The sequence below is a fragment of the Burkholderia sp. AU17457 genome (assembly GCF_002223255.1).
GTDB lineage: Bacteria > Pseudomonadota > Gammaproteobacteria > Burkholderiales > Burkholderiaceae > Burkholderia > Burkholderia sola.
On record NZ_NKFB01000006.1, the window covers coordinates 199,454 to 219,443 of the forward strand.

At 69.1% G+C, this 19,990-nt stretch carries 17 protein-coding genes and 1 pseudogene; 10 read left to right on the top strand and 8 right to left on the bottom strand.

The annotated features are described in order from the left end of the window. Nucleotides 1–259: 259 nt before the first annotated feature. A complete protein-coding gene (locus CFB49_RS27765; RefSeq protein ID WP_011353771.1) occupies nt 260–703 on the top strand; it encodes a PaaI family thioesterase in 444 nt (147 codons plus the stop codon). A gap of 40 nt (nt 704–743) precedes the next feature. On the opposite strand, the pseudogene CFB49_RS37105 reads toward CFB49_RS27765, so the two are convergent. From CFB49_RS37105 to CFB49_RS27775, 3 genes and pseudogenes are all read right to left on the bottom strand, one after another. Continuing rightward, a pseudogene (locus tag CFB49_RS37105) lies at nt 744–809 on the bottom strand (addiction module antitoxin); the annotation flags it as partial. A 41-nt stretch (nt 810–850) separates the two neighbouring features. Then, nucleotides 851–1,903, bottom strand: coding sequence for a CaiB/BaiF CoA transferase family protein (locus CFB49_RS27770; RefSeq protein ID WP_089492931.1), 1,053 nt, complete (start codon nt 1,901–1,903; stop codon nt 851–853). Between the two features lie 86 nt (nt 1,904–1,989). After that, on the bottom strand, nt 1,990–2,757 hold the full coding sequence (locus CFB49_RS27775) for an IclR family transcriptional regulator (RefSeq protein ID WP_089437261.1): 768 nt from the start codon (nt 2,755–2,757) through the stop codon (nt 1,990–1,992). 134 nt (nt 2,758–2,891) lie between these two features. On the opposite strand from CFB49_RS27775, the gene CFB49_RS27780 reads away from it, so the two are divergent. The 7 genes from CFB49_RS27780 (at nt 2,892) to CFB49_RS27810 (ending at nt 10,412) form a co-directional block, all read left to right on the top strand. Next, on the top strand, nt 2,892–3,674 hold the full coding sequence (locus CFB49_RS27780; protein WP_089492932.1) for a crotonase/enoyl-CoA hydratase family protein: 783 nt from the start codon (nt 2,892–2,894) through the stop codon (nt 3,672–3,674). A gap of 79 nt (nt 3,675–3,753) precedes the next feature. Next, the gene (locus CFB49_RS27785) at nt 3,754–4,974 is read left to right on the top strand and encodes a CaiB/BaiF CoA transferase family protein (RefSeq protein WP_089493138.1); all 1,221 of its coding nucleotides are present in this window, start codon (nt 3,754–3,756) and stop codon (nt 4,972–4,974) included. Next, nucleotides 4,971–5,771, top strand: a complete 801-nt coding sequence (locus tag CFB49_RS27790; protein WP_089437263.1) for an enoyl-CoA hydratase/isomerase family protein — start codon at nt 4,971–4,973, stop codon at nt 5,769–5,771. Before CFB49_RS27785 ends, CFB49_RS27790 begins: the two co-directional genes overlap by 4 nt. Nucleotides 5,772–5,856: 85 nt before the next feature. Continuing rightward, entirely contained in the window at nt 5,857–6,909 is a 1,053-nt protein-coding gene (locus CFB49_RS27795) for a porin (protein ID WP_089437264.1), read from the top strand. A 10-nt stretch (nt 6,910–6,919) separates the two neighbouring features. Next, nucleotides 6,920–8,242 carry an MFS transporter gene (locus CFB49_RS27800; RefSeq protein WP_089492933.1) on the top strand — a complete coding sequence of 441 codons (1,323 nt, stop codon included), beginning with the start codon at nt 6,920–6,922 and terminating at the stop codon, nt 8,240–8,242. Between the two features lie 38 nt (nt 8,243–8,280). Next, a complete protein-coding gene (locus tag CFB49_RS27805) occupies nt 8,281–9,435 on the top strand; it encodes an acyl-CoA dehydrogenase family protein (RefSeq protein WP_089492934.1) in 1,155 nt (384 codons plus the stop codon). Nucleotides 9,436–9,473: 38 nt separating this feature from the next. Continuing rightward, on the top strand, nt 9,474–10,412 hold the full coding sequence (locus tag CFB49_RS27810; RefSeq protein WP_089492935.1) for an alpha/beta hydrolase: 939 nt from the start codon (nt 9,474–9,476) through the stop codon (nt 10,410–10,412). A 58-nt stretch (nt 10,413–10,470) separates the two neighbouring features. On the opposite strand, the gene prpF is transcribed toward CFB49_RS27810, so the two are convergent. The 4 genes from prpF to prpB form a co-directional block, all read right to left on the bottom strand. Then, nucleotides 10,471–11,664, bottom strand: a complete 1,194-nt coding sequence (gene prpF, locus CFB49_RS27815) for a 2-methylaconitate cis-trans isomerase PrpF (RefSeq protein WP_069621644.1) — start codon at nt 11,662–11,664, stop codon at nt 10,471–10,473. A gap of 26 nt (nt 11,665–11,690) precedes the next feature. Further along, nucleotides 11,691–14,285, bottom strand: a complete 2,595-nt coding sequence (acnD, locus tag CFB49_RS27820; protein ID WP_089492936.1) for a Fe/S-dependent 2-methylisocitrate dehydratase AcnD — start codon at nt 14,283–14,285, stop codon at nt 11,691–11,693. A gap of 82 nt (nt 14,286–14,367) precedes the next feature. Further along, complete coding sequence (gene prpC / locus CFB49_RS27825; protein ID WP_069621646.1) at nt 14,368–15,540, bottom strand: bifunctional 2-methylcitrate synthase/citrate synthase; 1,173 nt, start codon at nt 15,538–15,540, stop codon at nt 14,368–14,370. 40 nt (nt 15,541–15,580) lie between these two features. Next, nucleotides 15,581–16,474 carry a methylisocitrate lyase gene (prpB, locus tag CFB49_RS27830; protein WP_006480320.1) on the bottom strand — a complete coding sequence of 298 codons (894 nt, stop codon included), beginning with the start codon at nt 16,472–16,474 and terminating at the stop codon, nt 15,581–15,583. A gap of 170 nt (nt 16,475–16,644) precedes the next feature. On the opposite strand from prpB, the gene prpR reads away from it, so the two are divergent. Then, nucleotides 16,645–18,633: a propionate catabolism operon regulatory protein PrpR gene (gene prpR, locus CFB49_RS27835; RefSeq protein ID WP_089492937.1), complete on the top strand. Its 1,989-nt coding sequence runs from the start codon at nt 16,645–16,647 to the stop codon at nt 18,631–18,633. Nucleotides 18,634–18,648: 15 nt separating this feature from the next. Here prpR and CFB49_RS27840 read toward each other — a convergent pair whose 3' ends face one another. Further along, a complete protein-coding gene (locus tag CFB49_RS27840; RefSeq protein WP_089492938.1) occupies nt 18,649–19,308 on the bottom strand; it encodes a CGNR zinc finger domain-containing protein in 660 nt (219 codons plus the stop codon). Nucleotides 19,309–19,559: 251 nt separating this feature from the next. Between CFB49_RS27840 and CFB49_RS27845 the strand changes: the two genes are divergently transcribed. Next, on the top strand, nt 19,560–19,943 hold the full coding sequence (locus CFB49_RS27845) for a VOC family protein (protein WP_050013351.1): 384 nt from the start codon (nt 19,560–19,562) through the stop codon (nt 19,941–19,943). Nucleotides 19,944–19,990: the final 47 nt, after the last annotated feature.

Genomic DNA, 19,990 nt, shown 5'->3' on the forward strand with positions numbered 1-19,990 from the left:
CGATGAGGCGATGCCCCGGCATTAGCGGCATTTCTTCGTCGGACTTTAGGCGGAATGGCCGGCCACGCGGGTCAATCGCGTGCGTCGCTCGCGCATTCGCGTCGAATCGCCCGCAAACGCGGAGATCTTGCGTATTCGGCGCAATAATCGCGTCGCATCGCGCCGGGATTTTGCACGAAACGCGGACGAATTTCCTTGCTTATCCGGAGCCCCCTTCCTAGAGTTCAGCGCAAGCGGGCACTCATTTCGAAGGAAAGCGATGACCGACATCACGGACCACGCGCGTGGCGCATTGCGCGCGCAGCCGTTCAGCATGCTGCTGGGCACGGAGCTGATGCATATCGGCGACAACGAAGTGTCGCTGTGTCTGCCGGTGCGCGAGGAATTGCGGCAGCAGCACGGTTTCGTGCATGGCGGCGTCATCAGCTATCTCGCGGACAACGCGCTGACGTTCGCCGGCGCGCTCGTGCTCGGCCCGCGCGTGATCACCGCCGAATACAAGATCAACTACCTGCGGCCGGCCGTGAACGGCACGCTCGTCGCCCGCGCGAAGCTCGTCTACGCGGGCCGGCACCAGGCGACCTGCCAGTGCCATGTGTTCGTCATCGACGGCGACCACGAGCGGCTCGTCGCGATCGCGCAAGGCACGATCAACCGCGTCGGCGACGGCAAGATGCCGGATGCGCCGGAGGAAACGGCGTGAGTTGCCGAGCCCGGGCGTCGATGCCGCGACGCCTGTCGCGCTAGCGTTTCATCGCAGCCAGATAAACCGCATCACGCTCGCGGCGGCCGACCGCGACCACCAGCACGGGGCCGTCGACGAACGGAAGCCGCCTCCTGAAAGACAGCCCTAAGCGGCGTCATCCCCCGCCAACGGCAAAAACCGCGGCGCCACCCGCGCCCGCACGTTCCCGTGCTCATCCGTCCGATAGATCCCGCGCGCCGCGTTATGCGGATGCGAGACCGCGTCGGCCACGCTCAGCACCGGCGCGAAACACGCGTCGGTGCCTTCGAGCAGCGCGCGCCAGTGCGCGGACGGCTGCTGCGCGAACACCGCCGCGAAACGCGCCTTCAGCGCAGGCCAGTGCGCGCGGTCGTACTGCGACGCGGGGTCGACGTCGGTCAGCCCGAGCCGTTCGACCAGCAGCGCGTAGAACGGCGGTTCGAGCGCGCCGATCGTCACGCATTCGCCGTCCGCGCAGCGATACACGTCGTAGAACGGCGCATCGTGGAACAGGCTCGGCTGCGCACCGTCGAGCTGCCCGTTCGCGCGCGCCCACAGCGCGAGCGAACCGAGCATCGACACGATGTCGACGATCGCGCCGTCGACCACCCGCCCCGGCCCGCCGCCGCGCACGTCGAGCAACGCGCAGACGATTCCGAACGCGAGCCCGAGCGCGCCGCCCGCATCGCCGACGACGGTCGGCGGCAACCCCGGCCGGCCGTCGCACGGCGCGGACAGCGACAGCAGCCCGGTCAGCGCGACGTAGTTCAGGTCGTGCCCGGCCGCGGCCGCGAGCGGGCCGTGCTGGCCCCAGCCCGTCATGCGCCCGTACACCAGCTTCGGATTGCGACGCGCGCAATCTTCAGGCCCGAGGCCGAGCCGCTCCATCACGCCGGGCCGCAAGCCCTCGATCAGCGCATCGGCCCGCGCGATCAGGTCGAGCGCGGCCTCGCGGCCGGCCGGCGACTTCAGGTCGAGTTCGACGATCGTCTTGCCTTCGCGCAGCAGGTCGCCGTCGCGGGCCTTCAATGCGTCCGGCGCGCTTGTGCGGCCGGCCGGGCGCGCGATCAGCGTGATCCGCGCCCCCATCCCCGCGAGCATCCAGCCCGCGAGCGGGCCGGGGCCGAGACCTTCGAATTCGATGATGCGGATGCCGGAAAGCGGCGCGTTCAATGACATGACAGCCTCGCTGAAATGCAGTCGGGACAAGAGCGGCGAAACCGCCCGATTCTATGCGAATGCCTGCGTGCGCCGGCCTCGGCCGGCTAGCCCGCCGCCGCATCCGTACGCTGCGCGTCCAGCGCCTCCCGCATCGCCCGCACGATCGCGTCGCGACGCGCGCCGATCCGCTCGACGGGCCCGGCCACGCCCATGGCCAGCGGCAGGCCGTTCCAGCCGTCCGCGATCACCATCGAGATCATCGCGGCGCCCTGCGTGACCGTATGCGCCGAATAGGAATAACCGAGCCGGCGCGTCTGTTCGACCTTGTCGAGCACGACGTCCTCGTCGATCGTCCTGCCCGATTTCCCGATCCGGCGAATGCTGCGCGATACGAGCCGGCGGATCGTGCTGTCCGGCTGAAGGCTCAGCAGCGCCCAGCCGAGCCCCGACATGCAGATCTCGCGACGCGTGCCGATCGGCGCGTAGAACTGGATCGGAATCGTATGCGAGCCCTCGACCGCGTCGATGTACTGCACGTACAGGTCGCTCTGCACCGCGATCACGACCGCCTCGTGCGTGCGCAGCGCCAGCCGTTTCGCGACGGCATGCCAGTGCCGCCGGCTGCCGGCCGCGGAATCGACGAGCGCTTCGCCGAGGTTGACGAGCCGTGCGGTCGGCGCATACGCGTGGGTTGCGTCGTCGTACGAAAGATAGCCGAGCGCCTTCATGCTGGTCAGCAGCGCCGCCGCGCTCGACCCCGGATACCCGCAACGCGTGGCGATCTCGCGCACGCTCAGCGGCCGCTGCAATGCGCTGAAGAGTTCCAGCACCTCGAACACGCGCGCCGCGCTCTTGACCACGTTTCCGCTCATCCCGCCCTCTCCGCTGCAACCGGGACGGGCCTTCCACATATGTGGAACGGAATTTCCCGCCGCCAACCGTCGTGACGATACTAGGCTTCGGCCCGCGGCGTGAAGCCCCGCGGCACAGAACACACGGAGACATCATGGCAGCCTTTCTGATCCGTGAACGGCAGGGCCCCATCCTGACCGTCACGATGAACCGTCCCGAAACCCGCAACGCCATTTCGGACACCGATGCGATCGATGCGCTGACCGAATGCTGCGACGACGCGAACCGCGACGAGTCGATCCGCGTGCTGGTCCTGACGGGCGCCGGCACGACGTTCTCGTCGGGCGGCAACGTGAAGGCGATGCGCGCATTCATGGAATCGGAGTCGCACGACCTTGCCGCGATCCGGTCCGGCTACCGCCACGGCATTCAGCGCCTTGCACGGGCGTTCCAGCAACTCGAGGTGCCGGCCATCGCAGCGGTCAACGGCCCGGCGATCGGCGCCGGCACCGACCTCGCGTGCATGTGCGACATCCGCATCGCCGCCGACCGCGCGCGCTTCGCCGAGAGCTTCATCGCCCTCGGCCTCGTGCCGGGCGACGGCGGCGCGTGGTTCCTGCCGCAGATCGTCGGCGCCGCCGTCGCCGCGGAAATGTCGTTCACGGGCGATGCACTGGACGCGCAGGCCGCGCTGCGCTGCGGGCTCGTGTCGCGCGTCGTGCCCGACGGCGACCTCCTCGCGCACGCCCATGAACTGGCCGGCCGCATCGCCCGCCACTCGGGCACCGCGTTGCGCCTGACCAAGCGCCTGCTGCGCGAAAGCCGCCATGCAAGCCTCGACACGGTGCTCGACCTGTCGGCGTCGTACCAGGCGTTCGCGCACGCGACCCCGGAACATCGCGCGGCGGTCGACGCACTCTTCGCCGCACGCGGCTGAACCCCGACGCATCACGGCCGTGCAGCCGGCGCGTGCCGGTCTGCCGGCGCATCGCATCCCCATCGAAGGAGACATCGTCATGACCAGCAGTAACGAAGGCGCGCTCGCGGGCGTGCGTGTGGTGGACCTGAGCCGCGTCTATGCGGGGCCGTTCTGCGCGCAGACGCTCGCCGACCACGGCGCGGACGTCATCAAGATCGAACCGCCGCAGGGCGACGAAACGCGCGACTGGGGGCCCGCGATGCCGAACGGCCTCTCCAGCTACTACTGGGGGCTCAACCGCAACAAGCTCAATCTCGCGCTCGACCTGTCGCATCCCGACGGACGCGACGTGCTGTTCCGCCTGCTCGAGAAAACCGACGTGCTGGTCGACAACTTCAAGCAGGGCACGCTCGAACGCTGGGGCATCGGCTACGAAGACTGCCTGCGCGAGCGCTTTCCGCGCCTCGTCCACTGTTCGATCTCCGGATACGGCACCGACGGCCCGCTCGCGCGGTTCCCGGGCTACGACGCCGTCGCGCAGGGCCTCGCCGGCTTCATGTCGATCAACGGCGAACCGGGCGGCATGCCGCTCAAGGTGCCGTTTCCGGTCGTCGACTTCGCGGCCGGCATGAGCGCCGTATCGAGCGTCCTGCTTGCGCTGGTCGAACGGACGCGCTCCGGCCTCGGCCAGCACGTCGACATCGACCTGTTCAGCACGGCGCTGTCGATGCTGCATCCGGTCAGCACGAGCTGGATGGCGACCGGCGAGGTTCCCGTCGCGACCGGCAACGTGTACGGCGCGATCGCGCCGTACGGCGTCTATCCGTGCAAGGACAAGCCGGTCGCGACCGGCGCCGGCAACAATCGCACGTTTGCGCGGCTCGTCGAAGCGCTCGGCGTGCCGGAGCTGGCGCGCGATCCACGGTTCGCGACCAACGCGCAGCGCGTCGCGCATCGCGATGCGCTCGACACGCTGCTCGGCCAGTTGACCGCCGAGCTGTGTGCCGACGAGGTCGTCGAGCGGCTGATGCACGCGGGCGTCGCGACGGGGCCGGTGAACACCGTCGCCGACGCGTTCGGCCATCCGCAAACCGCTCGCAACGCGATGTTCGTCGACACCGACACGTACACCGGCGCGGGCATCCCCGCCAAGCTTTCCCGTACGCCCGGATCGATACGCCGGCCGCCGCAGCCGTTCGCCGCCGACACCGACGCCGTGCTCGACGCGTTCGGTATCGACGCGGCGCGCCGGGACGCGTTGCGGCAGGCGGGCGTGCTCCACGACACGCGCGCGAATACTGCCGGGAGCGCGTCATGACCACGCCGGGCGCATTTTCCTCGCTGACGGACGACGACGCCCCGTCGATCCTGCGCAACGACGACGACGGCATCGCGTGGCTGACGATCCATCGCCCGCACGTCGCCAACGCGCTGTCCGCCGACGCGATCCGGCGCCTGTGCGACGAACTGGTCACGCTCGACGACAACCCGTCGATCCGCGTCATCGTGATCCGCGGCGCGGGCGAGCGCGCATTCAGCGCGGGAGTCGATCTCGGCGATCCCGAGATTCGCGGGATGCGGCCGATGCGCGGGCTCGCCCGCAACGTGCACGAGCTGATCCTGGAACTGCGCAAGCCGACCATCGCGGCCATCAACGGCTTCGCCGTCGGCGGCGGCTTTGAAATCGCGCTCGCGTGCGACCTGCGGATCGCCGCCGATCACGCGACCTTCGCGCTGCCCGAGGCGCGCGTCGGGATGGGCGCGAACTTCGCGAGCGTGCTGCTGCCGCGCCTGCTGCCGCGCGCGATCGCGATGGAGCTGCTGTTCACGGGCCGCCGCCTCGACGCGGACGAGGCGCAGCGCGTCGGCTTGCTGAACCGCGTCGTCCCCGCCGCCGCGCTCGACGACACCGTGCGCGAACTGGCGCGGACGATCTCCGAAAACGCGCCGCTCACGATCCGTCGCATCAAGGAAACCGCGACACGCAGCCAGGGGCTGCCGGTGGCCGCCGCGCTGCGGCTGGACGTCGGCCCCGACGTCTACGCGAGCGAGGACCGGATCGAGGGCGCCCGCGCGTTTCTCGAGAAACGCAAGCCGGTATTCAAGGGGCGCTGAACCGACGCGGCACGGCGGCACCCCGCGCGCAACCGCTCCCAGAACGCGGGCGCGCCACAACAAGACATGGAACGGAGACACCTTCATGCAACGGAAAGCATTCCTGATCGGCGCGTGCGTGCTGAGCGCCACGTCGGCGCACGCATCGTCGGTCACGCTGTACGGGATCGTCGACAGCTACGTCGAATTCGACCGCGTCGGCAGCCTGTCGAGCCTGCGGCAAAGCGGCGGCGGATCGTCGACGAGCCGCATCGGACTGACGGGCGTCGAGGATCTCGGCGGCGGCACGTCGACGAAGTTCGTGCTGGAAAGCGGCTTCTCGCCGGCCGACGGATCGTTCCAGGGCGGCACGCTGTTCTACCGGCAGGCCTACGTGTCGCTGCAGAACACGCGCTACGGCGACCTTCGGCTCGGCCGCCAATACACGCCCGCGTTCTACATCGTGTACGACGGCGATCCGTTCGGCCTCAACGAACGGCTGTCGCCGCTCGCGCTGCTCGCGACGTCGACGGACACGATCACGAGCAACACGACGCCGCCGATTCCGCGCTTCAACCAGGCGGCGTCGTATCTGAGCCCCGACTGGAAAGGCCTGCGCGTGATGGCCACGTACGGCTTTCCGACGCCCAACGCGCTGTCCACGCAGGCCGGGCGCAACTACGGCGCCGGGCTCCAGTACCGGATCGGCGGGCTCTATCTCGGCGCCGGCTTCCAGGGCGACACGTCGGCCGGCAACCTGGCGCCCGTCGTCTCGCCGTCGACGACGCGCCACTACGTGTTCGCGGCCAACTACGCATTCGCGCGCGTCAAGCTGTACGCCGCGTTCCTGTACGGCGTCGGCACGGCGGCGCACCTGCCAGCGTTCTCGACCGCGAGCGCCGGCGCGTCGATCAACGTCGGCGCGCTCGATCGCGTGCTCGTCTCGGTCGTGCGTCGCGACGTGAAAGGCTCGGCGAACGACGCGACCGCGCTCGGCATCGGCTACGACCATCCGCTGTCGAAGCGCACGTCGCTCTACGCCCGCTATCTGTACGTGAAGAACGGCGGCGACGCCCGCAACACGGTCGTCGTCGGCCTGCAGCCGCAACCGGGCGGCACCGGGCAGGTGTTCGCGCTCGGCATCGCCCACCGCTTCTGACGGAGTGTCCATGACCCCGACCCTTTCCACGCACGCGGCCGCCGCCGGCGATCACGCGACGCAGGCGCTCTACCGCCGGATCTCGCGCCGGCTGCTGCCGTTCCTGATCCTCTGCTACACGCTGTCGTTCATCGACCGGATCAACATCGGTTTCGCGCACGCGCAGATGGCCGCCGAACTGCACTTCTCCGACGCCGTCTACGGGCTCGGGGCTGGCATCTTCTTCATCGGCTACATGGCGTTCGAGATTCCGAGCAACGCGCTGCTGGCGCGGATCGGCGCACGCAAGACGATTGCCCGGATCATGGTGCTGTGGGGGCTCGGCTCGGCCGCGACGATGTTCGTCACGACGCCCGCGCAGTTCTACGCGTGCCGCTTCCTGCTCGGCGTGTTCGAGGCCGGCTTCTTCCCCGGCATCCTGTTCTATCTCGGCGCGTGGTATCCGCCGCGGCAGCGCGCGAAGGCGTTCGCGCTGTTCATGACCGCGCTGTACCTCGCCGGGCTGATCGCCGGCCCCGTGTCGGGCGCCATCCTCTCGTTCTTCGACGGCGCCGCCGGCCTGAGCGGCTGGCAGTGGCTGTTCCTCGTCGAAGGGCTGCCGAGCAGCGTGCTCGGCCTCGTCGCGCTGCGCTTTCTCGACGACCGGCCGGACGACGCGCGCTGGCTGTCGGACGCCGACAAGGCCGCGCTGCGCGCCGCGCACGTGCACGCCGAAGCCGCCACACCGGACGCGAACGCGGCACGGCCGCTGCTTGCCCACCGCGATTTCTGGCTGCTGTGCGCGGCGAATTTCGCGATCGCGGCCGCCGGCTATGCGCTCGTGTTCTGGATGCCCGTGATCCTGCATCGCGGCGGCCTGCATGGCGCGATGCGGATCGGGGTGCTGTCCGCGCTGCCCTACCTGTGCGGCATCGTCGGCATGCTCGCGATGGGCTGGCGCACCGAGCGGCGGCGCGAATGGCGCGGGCACGGCGCGGTCGCGATGCTCGCGTGCGCGGCCGCGCTCGCCGGGCTGGCGAGCACCACCGGCACATCGCACCTGATGATCGCGCTCTGCGTCGCGGTCGCCACGCACGCCGCGGCGCTGCCCGCGTTCTGGGTGCTGCCGGGGCTCGCGCTGCCGAAGCGCTCGATGGCGGTCGCGATCGCGGCGATCACGATGTCCGGCGCGATCGGCGGGTTCGCGAGCCCGTTCCTGATGGGCGTGCTCAACACGGCCACCGGGTCGATGCGCGGCGGCCTCTATTTCAACGCCGCGCTGCTCGCGGCCGGCGCCGTCGCCTTGCTCGGCACGCTGCGCACCCGCGCGGTGTCGCGCACGAACGCCGGCTGACGGCATCGACCTCCCTTTATTCACCCTCATCGACTCCCATGAATTTCGACCTTGAACTCGAACACCGGATGATCCGCGACCTCGTCGCACGTTTCGTGCAGGACGAGCTGATCCCGCTCGAAGCAGCGGTCATGGCCCGCGAGGCCGACGGCCAGCGCTTCGGGCTGCTCGACGAAGAACGCGCCCACCTCGACGAGCGTTCCCGGCAGCTCGGCCTGTGGGGCCTCGACGCGCCGCTCGACGCCGGCGGCTCGGACCTGCCGGCCGTCGCGATGGTCGGCGTCAACGAAGCGATCGGCACGACCGTGACGCCGTACATCCTGCCGCCCGATTCGCCGAACCTGCGGATGCTGTGCGACGTGGCCGACGACGCGCAGCGCGCGCGTTATCTCGAACCGTACGCACGCGGCGTCACGCGTGCCGCGATGGCGATCTCCGAGCCGGGCGCAGGCTCGGACCCGGGCGCGCTGTCGACGACGGCCGTGCGCGACGGTGACGGCTGGGTGCTGAACGGACGGAAGATCTGGATCAGCCACGCGCCCGAAGCCGACTGGACGATCGTGATGGCGCTCACCGATCGAAGCAAGGGCAAGCGCGGCGGCATGTCGGCGTTCATCGTCGACCGCGGCACGCCCGGTTTCATCATCGAACGGCGGATCCCTATGATCGGCGGGCTGTCGACCTACGAAATCGTGCTGGACGACTGCCGCATTCCCGCCGCGCAACTGCTGGGCCAGGAAGGTGCCGGCTTCGCGCCGATGCAGGCACGGCTCGCGAACCGGCGGCTGGAGATGGCCGCATGGTGCATCGGCCGCGCCGAGCGCGCGGTCGCGATGCTGTGCGACCATGCGAAACAGCGCAAGACCTTCGGCGTGCCGCTCGCGGAACGCCAGGCGGTCCAGTGGTGGGTCGCCGACGCGCTCACGCAGATCCACGCGTGCCGCCTCATGACCTACGAAGCGGCCGCGCGCGTGGATGCCGGGCAGGATGCACGCACGCAGATCTCGATGGTCAAGGTGTTCGCCACCGAAATGGCGTCGAGCGTCATCGATCATGCGATGCAGGCGCTCGGCGCGATGGGCATGACGAAGGAAATGCCGTTGCAGCAGATGGCCAGCGAAGCGCGGCTGATGCGCATCTTCGAAGGCCCGACCGAGGTGCACCGCTGGGTCATCGCGCGCAGCGCGCTCTGACCGCGGTGCACCGCCCACCTTCACGATGGAGCCATGCGTTGGACACCCTGCATCTCGTCGACCCCGAAATCCGCCCGCTGCTCGAGACCTGGCCGACCGTCACGCTCGGCATCGACAACCTCGCGCAGTCGCGCGAACGCGTGCTGCCGCTGCCGCCGCCCGACCTGGCCGGCAGCACGCTCGAACACCGCACGGTGCCCGGCCCCGCCGGTGCGCCGGACGTCCCGGTCCTCGTCTACCTGCCTGGCGATCACGCGCGGCCACTTCCGGCGATCGTTCACCTGCATGGCGGCGGCTTCGTGCGCGGCAAGGCGAAGGATCTCGAGGCGGTGCACCGGTCGCTCGTGACGCAGCTCGGCTGCGCGCTGATCTCGATCGACTACCGGCTCGCGCCTGAAACCGTGTTTCCCGGCGCGATCGAGGATTGCTACGCGGCGCTCGCATGGATCTTCCGCCATGCCGATACGCTCGGCATCGATGCGTCGCGGATCGGCGTGGCGGGCGAGAGCGCGGGCGGCGGACTCGCCGCCTCGCTGGCGCTGCTGGCCCGCGACCGCGGCGAATACCGGCTCGCGTTCCAGCATCTGATCTACCCGATGCTCGACGATCGCACCTGCACGCGCACGCCGCACCCGCATGCCGGCGAGTTCGTCTGGCACGCGGCCAACAACCGGTTCGGCTGGACCTCGCTGCTCGGTCACGCGCCGGGCATCGACGGCGTGTCGCCCTACGCGGCCGCCGCGCGCGCCACGCGGCTCGACGGCCTGCCGCCCGCGTACCTGTCGGTCGGCTCGCTCGACCTGTTCCTCGACGAAAACCTCGACTATGCGCGGCGCCTGCTCCGCGCGGGCGTGCCGACCGAACTGCACGTGCTGCCCGGCGGCGTGCACGGTTTCGACATCGTGCCCGGCGCGCGCATCGCCGAAACGGCGCGCCGCCTGAGCCACGACGCGTTGCGCCGCTTCCTGCACGGCTGACGAAAACGACGCGGGCGGCCGAAGCCGCCCGCATCTGCGCCGATACCGCCGGCAACGATCAGAACGCGTCGCCCGGCACTCGCACCCAGCCTTCCATCAGCACGCGCGCGCTGCGGCTCATGATCGCCTTGGTGACGGTCCACTCGCCGTTCTCCTGCTGCTGCGCTTCCGCGCCGACGCGCAACGTGCCCGACGGATGGCCGAAGCGCACCGCGTTGCGTTCGCCGCCGCCCGCCGCCAGGTTGACGAGCGTGCCGGGAATCGCTGCGGCCGTGCCGATCGCGACCGCCGCCGTGCCCATCATCGCGTGGTGCAGCTTGCCCATCGACATCGCGCGCACCAGCAGGTCGACGTCGCCCGCGTTCACGCGCTTGCCGCTCGACGCGACGTAGTCGGCCGGCTTCGCGACGAACGCGATCTTCGGCGTGTGCTGCCGCGTCGCGATTTCGTCGAGCGTGTCGATCAGGCCCATGCGCAGCGCGCCGTGCGCGCGGATCGTCTCGAATTTCTCGAGCGCCTTCGCGTCGCCGTTGATCGCGTCCTGCAGCTCGGTGCCCGTATAGCCGATCGCTTCCGCGTCGACGAAGATCGTCGGGATGCCCGCGTTGATCATCGTCGCCTTCAGCGTGCCGATGCCCGGCACGGCCAGATCGTCGACGAGGTTGCCGGTCGGGAACATCGAGCCGCCCGCGCCTTCTTCCTCGGCGGCCGGGTCCATGAATTCGAGCTGCACTTCGGCGGCCGGGAACGTGACGCCGTCCAGTTCGAAGTCGCCCGTCTCCTGCACCGCGCCGTTCACGATCGGCACGTGCGCCACGATCGTCTTGCCGATGTTCGCCTGCCAGATCCGCACGGTCGCGACGCCGTCCCTCGGCACGCGCGCCGGATCGACGAGCCCGCCGCCGATCGCGAACGGGCCGACCGCCGCCGACAGGTTGCCGCAGTTTCCGGTCCAGTCGACGAACGCCTTGTCGATCGCGACCTGGCCGAACAGGTAGTCGACGTCGTGCCCCGGCCGCGTGCTTTTCGACACGATCACCGTCTTGCTGGTGGACGACGTCGCGCCGCCCATCCCGTCGATCTGCTTGCCGTACGGATCGGGGCTGCCGATCACGCGCAGCAGCAGCGCGTCGCGCGCGGCGCCCGGCGCCTGCGCGGCATCCGGCAGGTCCTGCAGCCGGAAGAACACGCCCTTGCTGGTGCCGCCGCGCATGTACGTGGCGGGAATCCTGATTTGAGGAATGTGAGCCATGTTTGCGTTATCCCTGTTTGAGCCGGTCAGGCTGCCTGCGACGATTCGAGGAAGTCCTGCGCGAAACGCTGCAGCACGCCGCCCGCTTCGTAGATCGACACTTCCTCGGCCGTATCGAGCCGGCACGTCATCGGCACCTCGACGCGCTCGCCGTTCCTGCGGTGAATCACGAGCGTCAGGTCGGCGCGCGGCGTACGCTCGCCGATCACGTCGAAGGTTTCGGTGCCGTCGATGCCGAGCGTCGTCCGGTTCGTGCCCGGCTTGAACTCGAGCGGCAGCACGCCCATCCCGATCAGGTTCGTGCGGTGAATCCGCTCGAAGCCTTCGGCGGCGATCGCCTCGACGCCCGCGAGCCGCACGCCCTTCGCGGCCCAGTCGCGCGACGAGCCCTGGCCGTAGTCGGCGCCGGCCACGACGATCAGCGGCTGCTTGCGATTCATGTACGTCTCGATCGCTTCCCACATCCGCATGACCTTGCCTTCCGGCTCGACGCGCGCAAGCGAGCCCTTCTTCACCGCGCCGTCGACGATCGCCATCTCGTTGATCAGCGTCGGGTTCGCGAAGGTCGCGCGCTGCGCGGTCAGGTGGTCGCCCCGGTGCGTGGCGTACGAGTTGAAGTCTTCTTCGGGCAGGCCCATCTTCGCGAGGTATTCGCCGGCCGCGCTGTTCGGCAGGATCGCGTTCGACGGCGACAGGTGGTCGGTCGTGATGTTGTCGCCGAGCACCGCGAGCGCCCGCATGCCCTTCAGCGTGCGCTCGCCGGCCAGCGCGCCCTCCCAGTACGGCGGGCGGCGGATGTACGTGCTCTGCGCGCGCCAGTCGTACAGCGGCGCCGCGCGCTTGCCGGCGTCGGCGCTGCGCGCGAACATCGGCTCGTAGACCTTGCGGAACTGCTCGGGCTTCACGCTCGACGCGACGATCGCGTCGATCTCCTCGTCGGTCGGCCAGATATCCTTCAGCGTAACGGGCTTGCCGTCCTGATCGTGACCGAGCACGTCCTTCTCGATGTCGAAGCGGATCGTGCCGGCGATCGCGTACGCGACGACAAGCGGCGGCGACGCGAGGAACGCCTGCTTCGCATACGGATGAATGCGGCCGTCGAAGTTGCGGTTTCCCGACAGCACGGCGGTCGCGTACAGGTCGCGATCGACGATCTCCTGCTGGATCTTCGGGTCGAGCGCGCCCGACATCCCGTTGCAGGTCGTGCATGCGAACGCGACGATGCCGAAGCCGAGCTTCTCGAGTTCCGGCAGCAGGTTCGCTTCTTCCAGATACAGCTCGACCGCCTTCGAGCCCGGCGCGAGCGAGCTCTTCACCCACGGCTTGCGCGTCAGGCCCTTCGCATTCGCGTTGCGGGCGAGCAGCGCCGCGGCGATCACGTTGCGTGGGTTGCTCGTGTTCGTACAGCTCGTGATCGCGGCGATGATCACCGCGCCGTCGGGCATCTCGCCCGGCTTCTCTTCCCACTGACCGGCGATCCCGCGTGCGGCGAGATCGGACGTCGGCAGCCGCTTGTGCGGATTCGACGGGCCGGCCATGTTGCGCACGACGCTCGACAGGTCGAACGTCAGCGTGCGCTCATATTGCGCATTGGCGAGCGTATCGGCCCACAGGCCGGCCGCCTTCGCGTAGGTCTCGACGAGCTTCACCTGCTCGTCGCTGCGGCCGGTGAGGCGCAGGTAGTCGGTCGTCTGGCCGTCGATGAAGAACATCGCGGCCGTCGCGCCATACTCGGGCGCCATGTTCGAGATCGTCGCGCGATCGCCGAGCGTGAGGCTCGCCGCGCCTTCGCCGCGGAATTCCAGATACGCGCCGACCACCTTCTCCTTGCGCAGGAATTCGGTCAGCGCGAGCACGACGTCGGTCGCGGTGATGCCGGGCTGGCGCTTGCCGGTCAGCTCGACGCCGACGATGTCGGGCAGGCGCATCCACGACGCGCGGCCGAGCATCACGTTCTCGGCTTCGAGCCCGCCGACGCCGATCGCGATCACGCCGAGCGCATCGACGTGCGGCGTGTGGCTGTCGGTGCCGACGCAGGTGTCCGGATACGCGACGCCGTCCTGCACCTGGATCACCGGCGACATCTTCTCGAGGTTGATCTGGTGCATGATGCCGTTGCCCGGCGGGATCACGTCGACGTTCTCGAACGCCTTCTTCGTCCACTCGATGAAGTGGAAGCGATCCTCGTTGCGGCGATCCTCGATCGCGCGGTTCTTCGCGAACGCGTCCGGGTCGAAGCCGCCGCATTCAACGGCGAGCGAGTGGTCGACGATCAGCTGCACGGGCACGACCGGGTTCACTTTCGCCGGGTCGCCGCCGCCGTCCGCGATCGCGTCGCGCAGGCCCGCGAGATCGACGAGCGCCGTCTGCCCGAGGATGTCGTGGCACACCACGCGCGCCGGGAACCACGGGAAATCGCGTTCGCGCTTGCGCTCGACGATCTGCTTCAGCGAATCGGCGAGGATCGCCGGATCGCAGCGGCGCACGAGGTTTTCGGCGAGCACGCGCGAGGTGTACGGCAGCGTGTCGTACGCGCCGGGTGCGATCGCGTCGACTGCTGCACGCGCGTCGAAGTAGTCCAGCGACGTGCCGGGCAGGGGTTTGCGGTTGGCGGTATTCATGATGTGGGGCGGAATTCGGGGTAAGACGTGCCGCGCGCGCCGACAGCCCCCATCGCGGGGCGCCGGCGTGCGCGGCGGGCGATCAGCGCTTCTCGATCGGCACGAACTGCAGGTCTTCCGGACCGGTGTAGTTCGCGCTCGGGCGGATGATCTTGTTGTCGATGCGCTGCTCGATGATGTGCGCGCTCCAGCCCGACGTGCGCGAAATCACGAACAGCGGCGTGAACATCGCGGTCGGCACGCCCATCATGTGATACGACACCGCGCTGAACCAGTCGAGGTTCGGGAACATCTTCTTCGCGTCCCACATCACCGATTCCAGACGCTCGGCGATGTTGTACAGCTTGGTGTCGCCCGCTTCCTTCGACAGCTTGTGCGCGACGCCCTTGATCACCTTGTTGCGCGGATCGGAGATCGTGTAGACCGGATGGCCGAAGCCGATCACGACTTCCTTGTTCTCGACGCGGCGGCGAATGTCGGCTTCGGCGTCGTCCGGCGAGCTGTAGCGGCTCTGGATTTCGTACGCGACTTCATTCGCGCCGCCGTGCTTCGGCCCGCGCAGCGCGCCGATCGCGCCGGTGATCGCCGAATAGATGTCCGAGCCCGTACCCGCGATCACGCGGCCGGTGAACGTCGACGCGTTGAATTCGTGCTCCGCGTACAGGATCAGCGACGTGTGCATCGCCTCGACCCACGACTTCGACGGCGTCTTGCCGTGCAGCAGGTGCAGGAAGTGGCCGCCGATCGAGTCGTCGTCGGTTTCGGTTTCGATGCGCTTGCCGTTGTGCGAGAAGTGATACCAGTACAACAGCATCGAGCCGAGCGACGCCATCAGGCGGTCGGCGATGTCGCGCGCGCCCGGCAGGTTGTGGTCGTCCTTCTCCGGCAGCACGGTGCCGAGCACCGACACGCCGGTGCGCATCACGTCCATCGGGTGAGCCGACGCCGGGATCTGTTCGAGCGCGGCCTTCAGCGCGCTCGGCAGGCCGCGCAGCGCGCGCAGCTTGGTCTTGTACGCGGCCAGTTCGGTCAGGTTGGGCAGCGTGCCGTGCACGAGCAGGTGCGCGATTTCCTCGAACTCGCACGATTCGGCGACGTCGAGAATGTCGTAGCCGCGGTAGTGCAGGTCGTTGCCGGTCTTGCCGACCGTGCACAGCGCCGTGTTGCCGGCCGTCACGCCCGACAGCGCCACCGACTTCTTGGGCTTGAATGCGCCTGCGGCGGCCGGTGCTGCTGCGTCTTTCGTCTCGCTCATGTTTTCCTTCTCCAATGGGTATCGGGGGGTGCGGGCCGCGTTACTTCTTGCCCTGCGCGAACAGTTCGTCGAGCTTGCGCTCGTATTCGTGATAGCCGAGGAAGTCGTACAGCTCGGCGCGCGTCTGCATCGTCGGCACGGCCGCCTTCTGCGTGCCGTCGCGGCGCAGCGTCTCGTAGAAATTCAGCGCGGCCTTGTTCATCGCGCGATACGCGCCGCAGCAGTACAGCGCGATGTCGACGTTCGCCTCGCGCAGCTCGTCGACCGTGAACAGCGGCGTCGAGCCGAACTCGGTCAGGTTCGCGAGGATCGGCACCTTCACGGCGGCCTTGAAACGGCGGTAGTCGTCGAGCGTCTTCATCGCTTCCGGGAAGATCATGTCCGCGCCGGCTTCGACGTACGCGACCGCGCGCTCGATCGCCGAATCGATCCCTTCCGCGGCGGCTGCGTCGGTGCGCGCCATGATCACGAACTGGTCGTCGGTGCGCGCGTCGACCGCGGCCTTCACGCGATCGACCATTTCGTCGATCGGCACGACTTCCTTGCCCGGACGATGGCCGCAGCGCTTCTGGCCGACCTGGTCCTCGAGGTGCACGGCCGCGACGCCGGCGTTGATGAACGAGCGGACCGTGCGCGCGATATTGAACGCGCCGCCCCAGCCCGTGTCGATGTCGACCAGCAGCGGCAGGTCGGTCGCGTTGGTGATCCGGGTCGCGTCGATCAGCACGTCTTCCATCGTGCTGATGCCGAGGTCGGGGATGCCGAGCGAGTTCGCGGCGACGCCGCCGCCCGACAGGTACACGGCCTTGAAGCCGACGGCCTGCGCCATCTTGGCCGCGTACGCGGTGATCGCGCCGACCACCTGCAGCGGCTGCTCGGCCGCGACTGCCGCGCGGAACTTCGCGCCGGCGCTCTGAAGATGCGTATTGCTCATGAACGGCCTCCTGATGGAATGCTCGATAACAGCAAGGACCGGGCCAGCTTGCGAAACGTCGCTAACCCACTGATTCTTAAGCCACCGCCGTGTGCGTGGCATCGCCCCGCGATTTCAATTTAGCGATTTCATGTTTCAAAAATGAAATCTCGCGCGCATAATCGGCCGTCATGGACCTCTCCTCGACCAAGCCCGTCGGCCCGGCCGACCGCACGGTACGTCCGCGCATCTGGGCAATGGGCATCAGCCGGCTGCGCGAGCTGTTTCGCGAGATCGCCGGCGAATTCGACGAACGCGCGGACGTGCGCATCGTCACGCGCGCCTATGAAGATGCGCTGAGCGCGCTCGCGGAGGCCGGCGCCGCGCGGCCCGACGTGATCGTGGCGGCCGGCTCGAACGGCGGCTTCCTGAAAACGCGGGCGCAGGTGCCGGTGGTGGTCGTGTCGCCGACCGGCTTCGACGTGATGCAGGCGCTCGCGCGCGCGCGGCGCGACGCCGCGCGGATCGCGCTCGTCAGCGCCGGCGAAACGCCGCCCGAAGTGCGCCGCTTCGTCGCCGCGTACGGCCTCGACGTGCAGTTTGCGTCATATCAGTCCGCCCAGGAAGCGGAAGCCTGCGTGCACGACCTGCGCGATCGCGGCATCGAGACGATCGTCGGCCCGGGCCTCGTCACCGATCTCGCGGCCAGCGTCGGCATGGGCGCGGTATTCCTGTATTCGCATGCGTCGGTGCGCAAGGCCGTCGAGACGGCGCTCGAAGTCGCGTATGCGACGCACGCCGAGGCTTTCCGCCGCCAGCGGCTCGACACGCTGCTGCAGCACCTGCGCGACGGCGTGGTCGCGCTCGACGCACACGGCCGCGTCGAGGCGATCAACGAACGGCTCGCGGCGGCGCTCGGGGTCGAACCCGCGGCGGCCGTCGGCCGCGCGCTCGTCGACCTGCGGCCCGAGCTGCGCACGCTGCGCGGCGAGGACGGCGACGCGCTCGCGACCGTGCGCGGGGTGCGCTACGTCGTGCACCGCGGGCCGCTGGTCGATCGCGGCGTCACGTCGGGGAGCGTGCTGACGTTCCAGGAATCGCGCGCGGTCGAACGGCTCGATCGCGCATTGCGTTCGCAGCCCACCACGCAACAGTTCGCCGCACGCTACGCGCTCGACGACGTCATCGGCGCCTCGGCGCCGATGACGCGCGTGCGCGCGCTCGTGCGCCGCTACGCGAAGTCCGACGCGACCGTGCTCGTGCTCGGCGAAAGCGGCACCGGCAAGGAAATGATCGCGCAGAGCCTGCATGGGCTGTCCGCGCGGCGCAGCTATCCGTTCGTCGCGGTCAACTGCGGCGCGTTTCCGGAAGCGTTGCTCGAGAGCGAGCTGTTCGGCTATGAAGAAGGCGCATTCACCGGCGCGCGGCGCGGCGGCAAGACCGGCCTGTTCGAGGCCGCGCACCGCGGCACGCTGTTTCTCGACGAGATCGGCGAAATGCCGCCGTCGCTGCAGAGCCGGCTGCTGCGCGTGCTGCAGGAGCGCGAGGTGATCCGCCTCGGCTCGACCGAGCCGATCCGCATCGACGTGCGCGTGATCGCCGCGACGCACCGGCCGCTGCTTGCGGCCGTCGAAGCCGGCACGTTCCGCGCGGATCTCTATTACCGGCTCAACATCCTGAACATCGGCCTGCCGCCGCTACGCGAGCGCGCGGCCGACATCCCCGCGCTCGCGGCGACGCTGCTCGTGCAGGCCGCGCGGCGCGAGCCCCGCCTCGCCGATCGCGTGCGCGACACCGACGACGCGCTGCGCGTGCTCGGCGCGACGCAAGCGACGCTCGCGCGCTACCGCTGGCCCGGCAACGTGCGCGAACTGCAGAACGTGGTCGAGCGGATCGCGGTGGAGCTGGCCGAGGAAGTCGACGAAAGCGATCCGGCCGCCGCGTGCGCGGCGCTCGCCCCCGGCGCGCTGCAAGTAATCGCGCCCGAGCTGTTCGCCGCGCCGCGCGACGCGGCCGGCGCCGGCGCCGACGATGCACCGACGCTCCAGGCGCGGCGCCGTCGCGCGGAAGCCGACGAGATCCGCGCGGTACTCGACGCGTGCGGCGGCGATCGCGATCGCGCCTGTGAGAGGCTCGGCATCAGCAAGACGACGCTGTGGCGGAAGTTGTCGGCGAAATAGGTGCGGGCCGCGCCGTCATTCGGCTTTGTGATAGTGGCGATACGCCTTCGCGCGATTGCCGCACGACGACATCGAGCACCAGCGGCGGCTGCCGTTCTTGCTGTCGTCGATGAAGAGCCACTGGCATGCATCGTTCGCACAGCGCTTGACCTTCGCGAGCCGCGCGCCGCCGAGCAGGTCGATCGCCGACCACAGCACCGGGCTCAACAGCCCCGCGAGCGTCGCACCCGACGCGTCGATCCGCCACACATAGCGGCCGTCAACGCGCGCCAGCGCAACCCGCGGCGGCGCTTGCGCGAGGAAACCGCCGAGCAGCGCGAGATCCTCGGCCTGCGGCTCGCGCTGCTCCGCCTGGGCGTGAAAGAGCCGGTACAGCGCCTCGCGCAACGCGAGTGCGTGCGCCAGCATCGCCGGCTCGTCGCCGTTCTCTTCCCCTTTCTCCTTGTCGGGCACGCGACATGCGTCGGTCAGGCGGGCCGGCACGCCCGCCTGCTCGCGGCACCACGCGAACAGGTCGTCGATCGTGCCGAAAGTTTCGGTCGGCGGGTCGCTGCCGCGCCAGTACAGCGTGTTCGCGAAATCGAGGCTCAACGTTTCGGCCGGCGCCGGGATCAGGCAGTCCGTCGTGACGGAAGGTTGCGTTTTACTCATGACGCGATCGTATCTAACCACCATGCCGGTTGACAAGCGTCCGAGCGATTTCTAACATAACCGGCATGGTGGTTAAAAACTGGCTTGCTGCACCGACGCCCCTTCACTACAAGGAGACACAGATGATCGATCGCTTTTCGTTCAGCGTTATCCACACCGCCGTCGGCCGCCGGTACGACGACAGCACGCTCGGCGCGCTGCGCTACAAGCGGCTGGCATGGTGCCTGTAAGCAGGTTTGCCGCACTGACGTCCCCCTCAGTTCAAGGAGCCACAGATGATCGACCACCTTTCGTTCGGCGTTGCCCACATCGACCGCAGCCGCACCTTCTACGACAGCGCGCTCGGCGCACTCGGCTACAAGCGCCTGTATAGCGACGACGGCGCCCTCGGCTACGGGACGACCGAGCCCGAGCTGTGGTTGCAGCACGCGGCCCGGCCTGTCGTCGCCGATCCCGATTCGGGGTTGCACCTGTCGTTCAAGGCCGCGTCGCCGGTCGAGGTCGACGCGTTCTACCGCGCCGCGCTCGAGCACGGCGGCAAGGACAACGGCGGGCCCGGCAAGCGCGAGCACTACGGCCCCGGCTATTACGCGGCGTTCGTCGTCGACCCCGACGGCTATCGGCTCGAAGCGCACTGCGAACTCGACAACGTCGTTTGATCGGATTCGCGCGGACACGCACGAGCGACAGGGCCCCGATTCCGCCT